Raw genomic sequence first — 17,518 nt, forward strand, 5'->3', positions numbered from 1 at the left:
GATTTAAGAAAAAATGCAATTGAATGAATATTAATCAAAAACTGGATCTTTTAGTTAATTATCTTGTTCTAAAAAAACTATCAACGACTTCATAGCATTCACTTTTATTTGAAAGTTACTAATTTCTCTGCTTTTTATTGCTTTAACTTGTTCAATTTTGAACTGAATATCAGGAAATTGTCCTTTTAAATCATGCAATGCTTCAATTTCTTCTTCTAGTGCAGTGATTTCGCTCTCAAACTCTTCTTTTTTCAAATTTAGTTCTTGAAGAGTAGTTGTTGATTCTATACAAAATTGGGAACGTAGATCATGCAAATGTTCAGTTTCAGTATAAGTTTTTTGTCCATATCTACTTTTTTCATCATCAACTGATAAATAACCATCTTTAACCAACCGAAGTATTAGCCGATAAACACTTTGATAGTTAACATTACTATCTACTACTTTCAAAAGTTTAACTTTATCCCAGAAATCTACCGTTTGCCATGAGTCAATCTTATAGCTACAAAATACACGAGAAAGCTCTTTGAACATTGGTAAGTTTTGAATTTCCATATTCATAACTCAAATAATGAGGATTATAGTCCGTGGATTAAAACACTTCAATTCCTGATAGTTCTTGTATTTACGGTAGTAACCTATGAATCAAGAACTAGCATTGTCGATTGGCTCAAAAATTAGGGAAACTCGGAAAAATAAATCTATTAGTCAAGAACAATTAGCCTTATTAACAACGATTGATCGTAGCTATTTGGGGCGAATTGAAAGGGGGGAAGTCAGCATTACTGTTGAAAAACTCTACCAAATCTCACAAACACTCAATGTTGACCCTAAAATATTACTCCCGTGACAAATATTTTTTGAGAAGGTGAGGGGCTAGTAGATGATCTATCTTTAAGTTAGTTCTAAGTTTTACCTCTTCAATGATATCTATAAGTGTTTCTGTATTCTGATGAAGCTGTGATTCCAAATCATCAATTTGTGCGCGCAGATTTTTATTGGTGTCCGTAAGAGCCTGCCTTGTCTTTTTATTCACATAAAGTTGCTGTTCTTTAGTCTTTAGGTGTAGTGGAGAAATCTGCTCAGCTACATACAGAGATATGAGCTTCTTCCTTTCAGCCGAACTCAAAGTACTTAGCCCACCTGATATATAACCTTTAGCTGTTAGACGACTGTGAAGAACCTTGTGTGAAATGGGCGATTTTTCAAAGCCTTCAATCAACATCATTTGCAATTCTTGTTCAATGACTTCATCAAGTTGTTTACCGCGTAACATATATTAGGCTTCCTTAGACTCAATTTTTTGTTGTTCGATGGCAAACAGTTCACTCAATGTAGTTGGTAATTTAGTAATCGCATCTCCATAGGGAAAAATGGGAATTGGAATTAAACCATTTTGTCTCTCAAGAGCTTTTGTCTTTAAGTCACTTAAATAAAGTATTTTTTGACGTAAATTCTCAAGCATTTCTCTATAAAATAAATCATGGGCTACGATTTGCTCTATATGTGAAAACTTTTCTAGTAATTCATTCAAAGTATGTTGTAGAACTTCTAATTCACCTTTACGGCCAGTTAAAGCAAAGTTTCCACATTGATCACCAGATTGGCATGCAAGGCGTTTAGGGCAATCGTGTACAGCGACTTCACGCATGCATCCACCAAAAGGCAAGGGGTGTAAACAAGCATGGCGTTGAACTAATGAATTGGCTAATGATTGATCCTCTTTAACCCACTCATTAAAAGATTCAGCGATATCTTGAAAATATTCATCAAAGAAAGATTCCTTTATATAACTCGCTACTTCATTTTTCGAGTCAAAGGTTTGTAAGTTCATCTTTAAATTATTTTCTAGATCCAATTTTTCTGAAAAGTACATTAATCCATCATCTTTGATAGAATCAATTGGATATTCTGGCTTGAGTTCTTGCTGAGCATTTTCATAAAGCACCAATTCTTGTTTTTCTAACAAACTAGCTGTGACCTTACGTTGTTTTAACGCTAAGTGTTGATAATACTGGTTTTGTTTGATATCTACACGCCCCATAAGCATTGCTTGCAAATGTTCAGCTAAACCACTGAGAGCGAGAAAAGTATTGATATTGTGTCTTGGTATATGACTGGTAAGCTTGGAGTGTTCTGTTTCATTCTCAAGTAAATTATATTTTTCAAAAACAGACCTACTTAAGGAATTTCCAAAAAAGCTATTTATTAACATGCCATTTAGAGGAATAATATTTGTTTTGTTGATGAAAGCTCTTTGTAGTGTTGCAGATCTAAACTCATGAATAAAAAGTAGATCTTCATAAGCGATTTTTTCTATTTTTCCTTCATAATTAAAAACATGATCGATAGGATATTCAGAGTCATAACTGGCTAGACTTTTCACAAATTCGTTAATTTCACTTTTTAAGTAATATTTCTTTACGTCTCTACCTTGTTTATATTCTTTCCACATTGGGATGTTCTTTAGAGTTTTTATTATGACTTCGCGCTTTCCTGCATGCTCCCTATAAGTATCTTTTACTCCAAAAACTGTATCTATAAGATCATCAATTTCAACGTAATCTTCAGGAATATCGTCAATTTTTTTTGGTAAGAAATCTAAACAATGTTTTGACCTAATATAATGAAGATGTTCTCTATATTCTTTGCTAAGTTCTAACACAGATTGAAATATTGTCTCAACTAAATTTGCAGACAAAGGTTCAACCCAATGTATTCTAAATCCTGCACCTTTTGCGCCATGATATTGAATTCCCAAAGTATATTGCTTTTTGCCATCTAAAGTTAAATGTTCCTTTGTTACTGGATCAAGTATAGGGTACTTAATCAATGCATCTGTTTTTAAAAGGATTGCTTCCGTTGAACGCAAACCAGTGACGATGAGTAGTAATAAAAGATTCAAAACAATCTTTTCACCATTCGTCTCACACAAACTGATAAGTGAAACAATATTTATAAAAGTACGAACAGAAATCAGTTTCTCTTTATCCAGATCATCTTCATCAAGTTCCAATTGATCTATTAAAGCTTTTGTTTTCTTAGCATTTGGGGTTCTATTCTGGCGGTTTATATAGAGGTATTTCTGAGAAAATTCTAATGGTTGTTCAGTAAAACCATAATGATTTAACATTTCCTGTAATCTAAGGTATGTACCTGCATGGTCTGGAAGATTCGTTTTACTTGAATTTTCTGACAAAACTTCAAAAGACTTATTTAATACCAATGTAGATAACTGGCAGGGATGTATGCTCTCAATATTTTGAGCATTTAGTGAGCTGTACCAACGCTTAAGGATTAGAAATTCTGCATACAGCTTTTGGGGCGATGCTTTAGAGTTAGATTTTCGATAACTAAGTATTAATACTGATTTAATGAATTCTTGAAAAATAGGATCAATGGTATTGTTTTCGATACCTTTCAATTTTTTAATAGTGCCAAAAGTGAAATGTGTTTTACCACTTCTAGATAACAGCCAACCAGATCCTATCGTACCACCATACCAAGATGAATCGTTCCAATTCCATTTAAAATTAGACTGTAAATTCTGATTAAAATAATCTTTTTGTTCGTCAATAAAAGCATTATATTTTTCAATGTTCATGAAGATCATCCTTTTGTAATGCACAACGAGCTATTACAGATTCAATTTCGAATTTAGTTGACTCATGCACTCGAATCAATGGATTTCTAGATACCCCAATTCCATCTGATAGCTTAATAAGATCATTGATTTCACTTTGTATGCTTTCTAAAACATGATTATGGTTAGCATCTATAAAAGGATGAAAGTACATGCAACCATAGCAATTGCGAACTGGTTGCAATAAACATTTGTCTTCGTAAGAACACCCACCAATATCGTAATGAATTTTGCTACCAATATTTCCTAACACTTTTTTCTGAAACCAATCTTTCTTATAAATTAGCCTTCCAGTCAGGAGCATAGCGATCATTTGTCTATACAGTGAATTTTTACCAAGTGCTTGCGCTCTAATTTGAGCTAGTTCTGGGGTAGAAAAAATATAATGTCTGGCTGTTACAACAGAAGAATGACCTAAGATATAAGCAATTTCTTCAGCAGAAGACCCTGCCATTGCCAAACTATAGCCGACATGATGCCTAAAATCAGAAAAAGAGTACTTTTGTTTTATCATTTCGCCCGCTAGAACAGCTTCTCTATAGGCTTTGGGAGCAAAATCAAATAACTTTGTATTAATTGCTTTTGAGCAAAAGCGTGCTGAATTTTCTCCTAAATCAAATAACTTATTTTTTGGACTTAAGTTAAATTTTTCGATATAAGCAATAATGATTTCAGCAACTTCTTCTGGTAATTTCACTGCGATCTTTTCATGTACATAACGTGCTTGTTTTGCATAGGGAATTAGTATGCTATAGCGATGAAAATGATCAGTAGTACGTGTGGTATCTATTTTTATGTCTTCAGCAGATAACTTTGCTAATTGTACAGGTCTAAGACCAGTTACATACACCAAACCAAGTATTGATGAGTAAAGTAGTGCTTGTTTATCGACACTCTGAAAATCATCTTTGATAACTTGGTTTAATTTGATAAAGCCTTGTTGAACCATTGAAATTAAAGGAGAATCTATTGTATCTTCATATTCCTGATAGAATAAATTTGAGTTAAACGACTTAGGTCTAGGAATAAACTCAAGTTCAAAATCATCTTCAATATCAAAGTTAGGAAAGCCTTCTAAAATTAGAAGTCTCAGTAAAAATTTTATATGTGCATAAGTGTTATGATGATTTTCTTGAGGTGCAATTTCTATTAATAATTGTTTTAAAGTTTCATAATTTAAATGTAAATTGTTATTTTTTAAATGATTTATTAAAAAATTAAAAGAATAAATTTTTCTACTCAAAAAAGATGGTGTATTTTTCTGAATAAAGGCTATCAGAAAAAATTTAGCTAAAGTCGTTTCATCTTCAGAAAAGCTTGAGAAATCTAAGTTTTCTTTCTGACCAGAATAATAAAATTTCCAAATATTATTTGTAGAATTGATAAACTTATCGTCAAATTTATCTGCAACTAAAAATTTAACGACTTTTGGTATTTTTTTACTTAGATTCTGAAGAGCCATTATCTGTTGATCATTAAAAACTGATACAGAATGTTGTTCCTGAAAATCTTCAAAAAGATCAAATTGCTCCATTATTTATATTTTCCATAATTCTTGTGATATACGTTGCAAATTCATGAGGTTAGCGCTATCAACAATAAATCTTTTTGCATAGTAACTTGGCATTATACTGTTAGCGCTCCAACCACCTAAGACACGTAGATCTTCTAGGGCTTTTAGCATAATTTCATCATTGTTTTGATTTAATGGTGATGCACTTTCGTTTCGATATTTTTTTATAGCAAAAGCCAAAGTGATATATGCCCATGTATGACGACATACATGAGGGGTTAACTTCTGAATTGAGTCAATATTTGTATCATCAAAATATACAGGATGTGAAGCCCTGAAAGCTTGTTCTATCGTCTTAAAAATTGCATTGATGGATGAATAGCTTAGTGGAGAGTAGGGTGGTTTAAGTGATGTAAACAAGATATCTGAATTATTGAAATTCCTTATCTTTTCTATGTAGAGCATCAAAAATTTATAATCCATACTATCTAGTTTTATAACCCTATAAGATTGCTCGTTTTTTATACTAGGTTTTCTCTGTCTAGAATCATGTTCATCATCCGTATTAGTTATTATGAGACTATATGAGTCAGAATTGAGGGATTTTTTTATTGATCTTTTTGTGAGAAGCATTAGTTCACCAACCCGTAAACCGTAATTCATCATAAGATGTACTATCAGAAAATTACGAAGTTGATGTGATCTCGTTGAGAATGGATTGTCTATATTTATATTAGCTGTCTGGTCTGGGCGAATAATTTTATAAAGCATAATTACCATTTCATTATTTAAGCTTTTAAAGTTATGATTAATTTCACTTTTTACAGTTAAGCTATATTTAGAAAATTTACTAAAAATCCTTTTTTTGTTTAATAAGAACAAATCTATTTTTTTCCTTCGGTTTGTTAATTCTTTGATTGTAATATCTTGATAACGGGTGTTCCAATATTCATCTAAAAGATATACGAAATACTTAAACAATGACCTCAAACGCTGTGTAATGGTCATATAGTTAGCATCTATATTTGATCTAAGTCGAATCAAGTTTGTTTCTAACTTTTTGCTATTTTCTAAGAAAACAATAAAGTTATCGATTTCATTCAAAAAAATCTCAGGTTCATATTTGGAGGATAAAAATGATTCACAGAACAAAGTAGAATATTTCTGATACCAAAATTCATACCAAAACTTTAGTGCCAGCATATCTGATTGTTGTGTAGCAAAACTTTGGAATCTCAGGACAGTTGTAGAATAGAGTAAAGGATATAGACAAGGTACTGTAGCTGAAGCATCAAACAATAGAACTATGTGCTTTTGATTTGAATACTTTTTTGAAAGTTTAATTGTTTTTACGACAAACATTCTAAGTTCCAAGAACTTTATGAAGTAAATAGAATATAAACATAAGTGAACTGAATGTGAAATGTTATTTTATATAAGTGATTGATTCTAGGTTAAACAAAGAGGTCTATGAACTTAAAGTATCATGTACTCAATTTAACATAATATACATTATACGAAATATTGTATATGGCTTTTGACCATTCAGATTCTGTAATAAATTATTCTCTATTCACGAATTAGATTTAGAAAAAACATTTTCACTTTAGTGACATATTTCATTTCTAAAATGAATTTAATTTCATCATTATTAAACTCTTTTAGCATGAAAAAGCTCCCATCTTTGAAATTACTTGCGCTCGTATGCGCCGCAAGTATTTTTTCAGGCTGTGCAACAACTGAAAACCTAACCAAGGATCAAACTGTTGCCAGTTCAAAAAATAAACGAAAAGTGATTGTTTTTGTATGGGATGGTTTACGACCAGATTCTGTGACGCCAAATGTCACGCCTAATCTTGCTGCATTAAGAAATCATGGTGTGAACTTTAGCGACAACCATTCTGTATTCCCAACTTTTACAATGATGAATGCTTCATCGCTTGCTACAGGAACATATCCTGCTTCGCATGGTTTTTATGGCAATACATTGTATCAACCAAATGCACAAGGCACTGATTCTTCAGGAAAACCTGTTGACTTTTCTCAGCCTATTTTCACTGAAGATTATGGTATTATTCAAGGGCTTAGCTCATATTACAAAGGCGAGCTTTATCTAGTCAGCACCTTATTTCAAAAAGCACAACAAGCTGGACTAAGCACTGCCGCTATTGGTAAGTCTGGCCCTGCATTTATTCAAGATTATGCAGATTATTATCAGGATTCGGTCAATGGAAATGGCAAAGGTATTATTCTGGATGAAAAATTAGCATTTCCAATTTCCTTTGCCAAAGATCTTCAAAAAGCTGGGTTTGCTACACCTAAAATGACAACGGTTAATTATCAGGATAAAACCCTCGATCAAGATAAAAATCCAACCGCTGTACAAACCTCAGCACTTGTTAATTTAGCAGATAAAGTCACAAAAGATCCTCGAAGTGATGCAGGCTCACCATATAGCAATGCCAATGAATATATGATGAAAGTGTATCTAGACTATGTATTACCAGTGAAAAAACCTGATCTGTCTGTGGTTTGGTTCAGGAATCCAGATACAACTGAACATAATTATGGCCCAGGTAGCAAGGCGTATATTGAGGCACTTCGTAGTCAAGATAAAATGTTAGGCGCCCTATTGACAAAACTAAAAACATTGGGGATGGATAAAAATACTGATGTAATTGTTGTGTCAGATCATGGGCATTCTACAGTGGCTGGAGATCCAACCGTCTTCCCTGCCCGTTTATTGAATGGCGCGGCAGATGGTCATGCAACTATTGGTAATATTGATCAAAATAATGGTTTCTCAGTTTCTGGGGATACACGTACTGCTGATTTACTCACACGTGCTGGTATTTCACATGTTTATGATGGGAATGGTTGTATTTACGATCCTGTTTTGAGTGGCATTAAAAGAGATGGCTCAAAAGTTTATCCAGATCAGGAAGATACGGATGGTCATATTTGCGGCAAACCGATGAAATATTCTACACCGAGCTATAAAATCCCAGCATCTGTTCCCGATGATGCGACAATTATTGCAGCCAATGGTGGCTCAGAATATATTTATTTGCCAGATCATGATTCGCAACGCCTACAATCTATTGTTCGTGTTTTACAGTCGCGTAAACAATATGGCGCATTATTTGTTGCTGAGCGTTACGGAAAACTTGCAGGAACCATGCCGATGTCTATGATTAAGACAGATGGCAATGCTCGTAGCCCAGATATGATTTTAAGCTTTGATTTTAATGAAAAAGCCTTTACCTCAATCAATAAGGATGTTCCGGGTACTGAATATGAAAGTTCCCAAAACAACCGAGGGATGCATGGTTCTTTCAGCCCTATCGATATACACAATACCCTATTGGCTTCTGGGCCTGATTTTAAAAACCAATATGTAAATACTTGTCCAAGTGGTAATGTCGATGTTGCTCCAACGATTGCGCATATTCTAGGACTTTCCATGCCACAGGCAGATGGTCGTGTTTTATTAGAATCGTTAAAAAATTCAGGAAAAGATTGTCGTCCAGCTCAAGTTGAATCTATTACCACACAAAGTTCAAAAGTTGCAGGATTAACGATTTTAGATCCAGATGATTTAAATGGAACCAAAGTAGATACAACGAAATCTACTTATGAGTTCACCTTATACACCAAAAAACTGCATGCACCAGACGGTAAGACATATCTATACTTTGATAAAGCGAAGGCAACTCGCCAATGAGATTGAAACGCTTACTTGTTGGATGTGGTTTTTCTTTAATAGCTATGATGAGTTATGCAGAACAATTGAATGCACTGACATGGGAAGATGCTTTTCCTGTGTCAGCAGCATCAGCGCAAGTTCATTTCAAAGCCCGTTATCTGGATGGAGATAACGCGTTCCATACGCTAGAAGTCTGGCGGCATGGTATAGATTTTTTGCATCGTCGTACAGATAATGTACTTGATTTATATGCCATGATTAATACATTTGGTGAACTACAATATCGTATGATTCAAAATCAGCGAAAACTTGTGGCCGATGTAAATCGTACACATTTATATCGTTTAGGGATTCATTCAGATTATTCTGGGCTTGCCTTTATTCTCACTAAACCGCGAGAAGATTTTGTCATTCATACTATCCCAGAGCCTTCACAAGTGAAGGTGAAAGATTGTACTTGGTATGCGATTCAACCCAAGCTAGATCATTCTGTTTTAGTTACTCAAACAGTGGTATGTTGGTCAAGACAGTTGGCACTACCCTTGTTTATTGGGAAAAAGCAATCCTCCTCTAGCCTAATATCTCCTACTTTTCAGGTGGAATCTTTCGATACTTCACCGTTGTTAGCATCACAAAGAAAGCTGCCTTCTATACCTTCAGATTATGTTTATCTGGATATGGATGAAGACCATGATGATTAGCAGCGGTCATTGATATTTCATCATGGTAAATTACGGGCTAAAGAGACATTTAGCTCGTATCTATATATAAATGGCTCAGCGAAATTACTAAGCCATTTGTATTTCGTTTTACTGTAGCATTAACCACAAATGAATTGCTGTTGGCCCAACAAGTACCATCAAAATTCCCGCAATTACCATGGTTAGGCTGGCAATAACACCTTCCTCACTATTACGTTGTTGTGCCCGTGCTGTACCAAAACCATGTGCGGCATTACCTAAAGCTGCACCATTTGCAACATTGGAACGAATTTTTGTAATTGCCAAAATAATATCACCGCAAATCATCCCTACTAAACCAGTAATAACTGTAAATAAAGACACTAACGTTGTTGAACCATGAATATCTTCTGCTAAAGCCATTGCAAAGGGAGTAGAAATTGATCTAGCCATTAAACTGTTGGTTACTTCTGAACTAAAGTGGAAAAGTTCAGACATTTCATAAGCGCCAATAACACCAACACTCATTCCAACAACAATGGCCAAAGATAAAACCCCAATATTTTTACGAATAGTTTCTCTGTATCTATAAATGGGGATTGCAAAAGCAACGGTTGCAGGCCCGAGTAAATCCACAATCCATTTGGTATCTTGCTGATAGGTTTGATAGGAAATACCTAAAATCATCATCAAGACGATTGTTAAGACTGGAACGGTAATGGCTGGTGATAACCAAAGTTTGGGATGCTTCTGGTAGACCTTTTTCGCAGCGACATAAGCAATAATTGTCCAGATTAAACAAAAAATTGACCATAAGTTCATGACAAATATCCTCTTAATTGTTTAATGAGAGTGCTGAATACGTTTACGCACATGCCAATATTTTTTGGCACGGTTATAATAGTGGATTGTTAAACAGGTACTTAACATCACGCTCACCGTACCAATAAAGATACTGCATACAATTTGCCAGCCTTCGGTAAGAAAGAGTTCTTTGTATTGAACAACTGCGACAACAACAGGCAAGAAGAACAGTAATAGTTCTCCCAATACAGCGTAAGCTCCCATAGACACTTGCTCTATTTTTATTATTTTTAGAAATAGACAAGCGAGAAGTAACAACATTCCTAATATTCCAGCCGAAATTGGAATATGAAGGGTTTTATTGAGAATATCACCCACCCACCAGAATAAACCCAAAATAATGAGCTGTTTAAGTAACTCAAGCATAAGTCGAACTGGACTTGCTTTTGACTGATCTTCTGCTTTCATGATTTTTCAGATAAATGATTGTTTACTACTAAAGTAGGATATATCGGATATTGCATTATCAATATGAATTATTCATGTTAAAATTATGCCAAAAATGAATAATCTTGAAGTAAATTATGCTTTCATTAAAATCATTACAGTGTTTTGTGTATTTGGTTAAAACAAAAAGCTTTACCCGCACAGCCGAAGCACTTTATGTGACGCAGCCAACGGTAAGTAAAATTTTGCAGCAACTAGAAGATGATCTAAAGGTACAACTATTATTAAAACCAGAGCATGGGCGTAAACGGCAAATAGAGTTAACCGAAATTGGGCAACGTGTTTATCTGCACGCCGTAGAGTTGCTTAAAGCAGAACAAAATATTTTTCAGGAAATTGAAAATTATCAATATCTAAAAACAGGAAAATTAAAACTAGGAGTTCCGCCACTTGGGGGACAATTACTGACCACAACATTATTTGACTATCATCAGCAATGGCCAGATATAGAATTATCGTTTTTGGAAGTGGGTTCTAAGGCAATTGAATTGGCATTGGTAAATAATGAATTAGATGTTGGGGTTATCCTTCACCCTTTCGACCAGCAAATATTTGACTTTATCGAGTTAAGTAATTATCCACTTATGGTGTTATTACCGAAGGACTCAACTTGGGCTAACCGCAAATCATTAAACATGGAAGAATTAAAACATCAGTCTTTTTTGATGTTCCCTGAAAATTTCTCTTTAAATAAAATTATTCTGGATGCTTGCCAACATCATGGCTTTTATCCCAACATTGCTTGTCGTAGCAGTCAATGGAACTTACTCGCAGATATGGTGCAACAACGAATGGGCATTGCACTTTTACCTCGTTATTACACAGATATGTTAGATCCAAATTTATTTGTCGCGATTCCTTTAGAAAATCCTCAAATTCCTTGGCATTTGGTAATGGCATGGAAGAAAAATTTAACGCCGTCTCCTGCTGTACAAGCATGGTTAACAGTAGTTCGTGAACATTTTAAAACAATTAAGATCTGCTGACTTTATTTTGTGATAAGGCTCAGCGATAGAATAGATAAATAAGTTATTTAGATGAGTATTTTGTTTCATAATATATTATGAAAAGTTAAAATATATTAACTCTGTCATACGATTGTTTTGAAACCCAATATAATAAAAATACAAATTTACAGAATGTTGATTAAGTAAAAGACGAATGTAAAAAACAAAAAATATAACTTATTAATTTTTATAAAAATTAATAAAATGGAATATTAAGACTTTTTTAATATAGTTAAGTATTAGTTAAGAAAAATATAAAATTGTTAGTATTTTGTATTTTTTATAGATGAAACATTACCTTATATTGAATTATTTTAAAATAAAATTATTATTTCAGTCGGAATGAGTCTAAAAATCCATTCTTTATACATATCTTTTTCGTATATTTCATTTTAGATTAAATTGAATTTTTTTGGAGTAAAAATGAACGATACACTTGATGTGGATGCTATTCGCGAGTTCTCAGATGAAATCGTTGGCGTACTCAAATCGTTGGCGAATAAAGACCGATTGTTAATTCTAACTTTATTACTGTCTGAAGAGCTGAACGTATCGGAAATTGAAGAAAAAAGCAAAATTCAACAACCGACACTTTCGCAACAATTAATGATTTTGCGTAAGAATGAAGTTGTAAAAACAAGACGCGTGGGTAAACAGATTTTTTACTCTATCAAAGATGATCGTTTTGTTAGCATTGTTAATAGTGTCTATCAGTTCCATAAGCTAGACCATTAATCGAAAAACTGTTTATTCATCCATCATACATTCCAATAAATTACTTGGGGATTGACGTAATTTAGAACAAGGAATGTATGGATGGAGGCTCTTAATATATTTTTATTTAATCCATTTTATTTATCACGATTAAAACTGTGACATTGTAATAAAACGTTTTTTTTCAAAAAATAATGATTTAATTTAAGCAATCGCCCCTTTTTTGTTCAAAAAATGACTCAAATTAGTGCAAGTCAAATTCATGCTTCGCCTTTTTTTGTATAGAATACTGCTCCTGTCGAATTCAAAACCTGTATAGGGTTAAGGCTTCTTTATGCTGTCAGCTCTCAAACGTTTAAGTTTAGTTTCCCGAATTGTTATTGCAATTATTTTAGGGATCATCGTTGCTCTTGTTGCACCAAACATTGCACCTTATTTTAGTCTACTCGGTGATTTGTTTATTAAGGCACTAAAATCGGTTGCTCCTATTCTTGTTTTTGTTTTGGTTATTGCTTCAATTGCGAATTTCCAAACAACACAAAGTGCCAAGAACTTTAAACCGATTATTGTGATGTATACCATTGGCATGTTACTCGCTGCTTTTAGTGCAGTGATTGCCGATAAGTTATTTCCAACCACACTTATTTTGCATTTAGCAGCAGATCAGTCTGTTCAGCCGCCAGGTAGCTTAAGTGCTATTTTGAAAAACTTGGTTCTTAGTTTTGTATCTAACCCAGTTTCAGCATTAAGTGAGGCTAACTTTATTGGTATTCTTGCATGGGCTTTAATTTTGGGTGTTGCATTTCGCCATAGTGCTCACACAACCAAAGTTTTCTTACACGACACAGCCGAGGCGATTGGTCGAGTCATTAAACTGGTGATTGCATTTGCACCAATTGGGATTTTTGGATTAGTAACGGTGACCTTCGCATCTGCTGGGTTAGCAACATTAGCAAGTTACACACACCTTTTAGTTGTGCTTTTAGGAACCATGTTCTTTGTTGCATTTGTGATTAACCCGATTATGGTTGCAATTGTGATTAGAAAGAACCCTTATCCACTGGTTTTTAAGTGTTTAAAAGAAAGTGGTATTACTGCATTCTTTACACGTAGTTCAGCAGCGAATATTCCAGTAAACTTAGATTTAGCTCGCCGTTGTGGTGTAGATGAGTCAACAACAAATGTTGTGGTTCCTTTAGGCTCTACAATTAACATGTGTGGTGCTGCTGTAACCATTACAACATTAACCCTTGCTACCGTAAATACACTAGGTATTCATGTAGATTTTTCTACCATGCTTATTTTATGTGTTGTAGCAACAATCTCTGCATGTGGTGCATCTGGCGTTGCCGGTGGTTCTTTATTACTAGTTCCTGTTGCTTGTGGTCTTTTTGGTATTCCATCAGAAGTTGCCATGCAAGTGGTTGCGATTGGTATGGTGATTAGCGTATTGCAAGATTCAACTGAAACAGCACTCAATTCATCTACAGACGTACTATTTGTAATTGCAGTTGATCAGGGGTATAAAGATAAATAACAATAATGTCATGATTTCTATGGAACTGTTCGACCATTATGCCATTTCAAACGCTACCAAAGTGGATTCAATTAGGTGCATTTAGTCTTGCATTTAATGCTGGAATGGTTAATGCGCTTGCCTTACTGAATATCTGGCATCAAACAGTTTCACACATGACGGGCAATGTCAGTCTACTTGGCATTGCCATTGCAAATGGTCAATATCAGCATGTTATTTATGGACTCTGCGTTATTGTTAGCTTTGTACTAGGTTCTGTATATAGTGGTTACATCTTAGGGAGTAGCCATTTTCAATTAGGTAGACGTTACGGAATTCCCCTAACACTTACTGCAATCTGTATTTTTCTTTGTTGGCTACTCATTCCATACTATCCTCGTTATGCACTGCTTTGGGCTTGTGTTGGTATGGGGGTGCAAAATGCAATGGTGAGCCATTATAAAGGTGCAATTATTCGAACTACGCATTTAACAGGTTTATTGACCGACTTAGGGTTAAATCTGGGATATCTACTTCGTGGTTTAGACGTTGAAAAACGCCGTATATTGTTACTTCTTCTTATTTTATGTGGTTTTTTGTGTGGTGGTGTCGTTACTGCGATGCTTTACCCCCATCTTAAACTACATACATTCCTTATCCCTGTCTTGTTTAGTTTATCTATGAGCCTAATTTATTGGATTATCTATATTCATAAACAAGTCACAGATCATTAGATTAGTTTTGGAGTTTCTATAGTGAAAAATGCTTTACAGGCTCAGTTGCTCAAGTCAGGCTTAGTGGATAATAAAAAAGCAAAGAAACTAAGTAAGCAAGCGCAACATGAACAGCGTACTGGACAAAGTAATCAAGCTGACCTTAAAGCCAGTATTGAGCAAAGCCAGTTGGAAAAACAAACCAAAGATCAGCAATTAAATGCTGAGAAACAACGTCAATTGGAAGAAAAAACACTCAAGGCCAATATTATTCAAATGATTGGTCAACACAAAATCCGAGATGTTGATGGTGATATCATTTACCAATTCATTGATGAAAATAAAGTTAAGAAAGTTTATCTCAACCAGCAAGTTTATAATGCCTTAGTGAAAGGAACATTGGTGATTGCCAAAGAGAATGAGCAATATGCTTATTTACCGCAGGCGCTTGCAGAACGTATAGACCAAAAAATGGAAGGCTTTATTCTTTGGAATAAATCGGAAGATAATCAGCAATCGACTGATGAAGAAGATCCATATGCGGCATACGTGATTCCAGATGACCTGATGTGGTAATTCTTAAAATCGGTATTCTTAATCAATGCTCATGTGAAATGGGCATTTTTTTACACCAATAAAATTACATTGTAATTACGATGTAATTTTAAATGAATGATTTGATTTAAGCAGATCATTGCTATCAACTTCTATCGACCCAAAACTTTAATATATTGATTATATGATTTAGCCCCCAGTTAGGGTTTAATAGTAATTGGACATATTGGAGATCAAAAGATGTTGCGATGGTTTGAAAAATTGGTAGATCCATATCCTTCTAAAAATTTAAGTAAGCCATTGCCTAAAGACTTCTTTGCTTTTGTCTGGGAATGTGCATATGGTCTACGCCGTTACTTACTTGTTCTCGTTTTACTTACAGCAGGCGCTGCAAGTTTTGAAGCACTGTTCTTTTCTCAGATTGGTAAACTCATTGACTGGATGGGACAAAGCCATCCGCAAAGTTTTTTTACCGATCATCGCCAGCATCTTATTTCTCTAGCTTTAATCCTGACAGCAAATATCTTATTTTCTTCAGTGCAATCTATTATTCGACACCAAATCTTATTTAGCGCATTCCCAATGCGCCTTCGTTGGCGATTTCATAATTTATTAATGCAGCAAAGTTTGGACTTTTTTGCGAATGAGTTTTCAGGGCGTCTGTCTGCAAAAGTAATGCAAACAGCGCTTGCTGTACGTGAATTTTGGGTAATTTTAGGCGATATTCTGGCGTATGTGCTGATTTACTTTATTTCTGTCAGCTTAATGCTTGGGAGCATTTCCTCACAATTATTGTTACCTCTATTTGTTTGGCTCATTTTATTTATTGTTGCTGCGGCATTTTTTATCCCAAAAATGATAAGAATATCTAAAAAACAAGCAGACGCACGTTCGGTAATGACAGGACGAATAACTGATGCCTATACCAATATTCAAACTGTAAAACTTTTTGCGCATACACAACGTGAAAACCAATACGCAAAAAATGCGATGAAAGAATTTATGGTTACGGTTTTTGCTCAAATGCGTTTAGGGACATGGTTTGAAGTGTCGTTAAAATTATTGAGTGCGGTATTATTTATTGGCGTATTGGGAATGTCTGTTTATCTATGGACGATTGGGCGAGTCGAGATGGGAATTATTGCGGCTACAACAGCAATGATTTTAAAACTCAATAGTTTAAGTGAATTTGTCATGTGGCAGATTGCACAACTTTTTGAAAATATTGGTACTATTCAGGATGGTAAAGAAACACTCGCTCAAGCAGTTAATATTCAGGATGACGAGAATGCTCAACCGCTTATTTTTAAAGAAGGCAAAATTGAATTTAGTGATGTCTGTTTTTCCTATAACAATAATCGTAATGTCATCGATCATTTTAATTTAAACATTCAGCCAGGTGAAAAAATTGGGATTGTCGGGCGTTCTGGAGCTGGTAAGTCGACACTCATCCAATTATTGCTGCATTTTTATAATATTCAACATGGTTCTATTCGCATTGATGGTCAGGACATTGCTCATGTCCAACAGGACAGTTTACGTAAACATATTGCACTGGTAACACAAGATACTTCCCTATTACATCGAACTGTTGCAGAAAATATCCGCTATGGCAAAAATGATGCAACAGATCAGGAATTTGACTACGCTCTAGAAAAAGCACGTGTTTCAGAATTCATTGATACACTTTCAGATGCTAGAGGACGAAAAGGTATCGAAGCGTATGTTGGTGAACGTGGTGTTAAGCTCTCTGGTGGACAACGTCAGCGGATTGCCATCGCACGTGTATTTTTAAAAGATGCACCAATTCTTATTCTAGATGAGGCAACCAGTGCTTTAGACTCAGAAGTCGAAGCTGCAATTCAGTCTAGTTTGAATGATTTAATGGCTGGAAAAACTGTAATTGCGATTGCCCATCGTCTTTCAACCATTGCTCAGATGGATCGTATTGTTGTTTTAGATCAGGGCAAAATTGCCGAACAAGGTTCACATAGTGAGCTCATTGCACAAAATGGTATCTATGCCCATTTATGGCAACGCCAGACGGGTGGCTTTTTAGTAGATTAAACCGTGATTCGGTTCAAATGTTGGATAAATAACTTCCAATTTTTGAATAAAATAGGAGAACTTTGATTATTTTAATAGCAGCAAATTTTCACT

Annotated in this window: 16 protein-coding genes; 9 read left to right on the top strand and 7 right to left on the bottom strand. The window is 34.6% G+C overall.

Annotated features, from left to right (window positions below):
* Window positions 1-54: 54 nt before the first annotated feature.
* The gene (locus tag ABDV70_RS01510) at window positions 55-555 is read right to left on the bottom strand and encodes a hypothetical protein (protein WP_343594834.1); all 501 of its coding nucleotides are present in this window, start codon (window positions 553-555) and stop codon (window positions 55-57) included.
* 85 nt (window positions 556-640) lie between these two features.
* Here ABDV70_RS01510 and ABDV70_RS01515 point away from each other — a divergent pair, with 85 nt between their 5' ends.
* The gene (locus tag ABDV70_RS01515) at window positions 641-850 is read left to right on the top strand and encodes a helix-turn-helix transcriptional regulator (protein ID WP_121929350.1); all 210 of its coding nucleotides are present in this window, start codon (window positions 641-643) and stop codon (window positions 848-850) included.
* On the opposite strand, the gene ABDV70_RS01520 is transcribed toward ABDV70_RS01515, so the two are convergent.
* The 4 genes from ABDV70_RS01520 to ABDV70_RS01535 are packed head-to-tail and all read right to left on the bottom strand — an operon-like array spanning window position 839 to window position 6,518.
* A complete protein-coding gene (locus ABDV70_RS01520; RefSeq protein ID WP_343594839.1) occupies window positions 839-1,276 on the bottom strand; it encodes a hypothetical protein in 438 nt (145 codons plus the stop codon). The genes ABDV70_RS01515 and ABDV70_RS01520 overlap by 12 nt on opposite strands.
* A gap of 3 nt (window positions 1,277-1,279) precedes the next feature.
* Window positions 1,280-3,604 carry a hypothetical protein gene (locus ABDV70_RS01525; protein WP_343594841.1) on the bottom strand — a complete coding sequence of 775 codons (2,325 nt, stop codon included), beginning with the start codon at window positions 3,602-3,604 and terminating at the stop codon, window positions 1,280-1,282.
* Window positions 3,594-5,177, bottom strand: coding sequence for a site-specific integrase (locus ABDV70_RS01530; RefSeq protein ID WP_343594843.1), 1,584 nt, complete (start codon window positions 5,175-5,177; stop codon window positions 3,594-3,596). Before ABDV70_RS01530 ends, ABDV70_RS01525 begins: the two co-directional genes overlap by 11 nt.
* 3 nt (window positions 5,178-5,180) lie before the next feature.
* Window positions 5,181-6,518, bottom strand: coding sequence for a site-specific integrase (locus ABDV70_RS01535; RefSeq protein ID WP_343594844.1), 1,338 nt, complete (start codon window positions 6,516-6,518; stop codon window positions 5,181-5,183).
* A gap of 304 nt (window positions 6,519-6,822) precedes the next feature.
* Between ABDV70_RS01535 and ABDV70_RS01540 the strand changes: the two genes are divergently transcribed.
* Both ABDV70_RS01540 and ABDV70_RS01545 read left to right on the top strand, forming a co-directional pair.
* Window positions 6,823-8,880: an alkaline phosphatase family protein gene (locus tag ABDV70_RS01540; protein ID WP_343594845.1), complete on the top strand. Its 2,058-nt coding sequence runs from the start codon at window positions 6,823-6,825 to the stop codon at window positions 8,878-8,880.
* Complete coding sequence (locus ABDV70_RS01545) at window positions 8,877-9,563, top strand: hypothetical protein (protein ID WP_343594846.1); 687 nt, start codon at window positions 8,877-8,879, stop codon at window positions 9,561-9,563. The genes ABDV70_RS01540 and ABDV70_RS01545 overlap by 4 nt, the downstream gene beginning before the upstream one ends.
* A 108-nt stretch (window positions 9,564-9,671) precedes the next feature.
* Here ABDV70_RS01545 and ABDV70_RS01550 read toward each other — a convergent pair whose 3' ends face one another.
* Window positions 9,672-10,364: an LrgB family protein gene (locus ABDV70_RS01550; RefSeq protein ID WP_343594848.1), complete on the bottom strand. Its 693-nt coding sequence runs from the start codon at window positions 10,362-10,364 to the stop codon at window positions 9,672-9,674.
* A gap of 21 nt (window positions 10,365-10,385) precedes the next feature.
* The gene (locus ABDV70_RS01555) at window positions 10,386-10,814 is read right to left on the bottom strand and encodes a CidA/LrgA family protein (RefSeq protein ID WP_343594850.1); all 429 of its coding nucleotides are present in this window, start codon (window positions 10,812-10,814) and stop codon (window positions 10,386-10,388) included.
* 116 nt (window positions 10,815-10,930) lie between these two features.
* Between ABDV70_RS01555 and ABDV70_RS01560 the strand changes: the two genes are divergently transcribed.
* The 6 genes from ABDV70_RS01560 to ABDV70_RS01585 all read left to right on the top strand — a co-directional run bounded on the left by ABDV70_RS01560 (window position 10,931) and on the right by ABDV70_RS01585 (window position 17,425).
* Window positions 10,931-11,839: a LysR family transcriptional regulator gene (locus ABDV70_RS01560; protein ID WP_343594851.1), complete on the top strand. Its 909-nt coding sequence runs from the start codon at window positions 10,931-10,933 to the stop codon at window positions 11,837-11,839.
* A 444-nt stretch (window positions 11,840-12,283) separates the two neighbouring features.
* Window positions 12,284-12,595, top strand: coding sequence for a metalloregulator ArsR/SmtB family transcription factor (locus ABDV70_RS01565; RefSeq protein WP_343594853.1), 312 nt, complete (start codon window positions 12,284-12,286; stop codon window positions 12,593-12,595).
* 313 nt (window positions 12,596-12,908) lie between these two features.
* A complete protein-coding gene (sstT, locus tag ABDV70_RS01570; protein WP_343594855.1) occupies window positions 12,909-14,111 on the top strand; it encodes a serine/threonine transporter SstT in 1,203 nt (400 codons plus the stop codon).
* A 38-nt stretch (window positions 14,112-14,149) separates the two neighbouring features.
* The gene (locus ABDV70_RS01575; protein ID WP_343594858.1) at window positions 14,150-14,824 is read left to right on the top strand and encodes a YoaK family protein; all 675 of its coding nucleotides are present in this window, start codon (window positions 14,150-14,152) and stop codon (window positions 14,822-14,824) included.
* 18 nt (window positions 14,825-14,842) lie between these two features.
* The gene (locus ABDV70_RS01580) at window positions 14,843-15,379 is read left to right on the top strand and encodes a DUF2058 domain-containing protein (RefSeq protein ID WP_343594916.1); all 537 of its coding nucleotides are present in this window, start codon (window positions 14,843-14,845) and stop codon (window positions 15,377-15,379) included.
* A gap of 219 nt (window positions 15,380-15,598) precedes the next feature.
* Window positions 15,599-17,425, top strand: coding sequence for an ABC transporter ATP-binding protein (locus ABDV70_RS01585; RefSeq protein WP_343594860.1), 1,827 nt, complete (start codon window positions 15,599-15,601; stop codon window positions 17,423-17,425).
* Window positions 17,426-17,518 lie beyond the last annotated feature (93 nt).

It is taken from the genome of Acinetobacter sp. (assembly GCF_039596015.1).
Taxonomy (GTDB): domain Bacteria; phylum Pseudomonadota; class Gammaproteobacteria; order Pseudomonadales; family Moraxellaceae; genus Acinetobacter.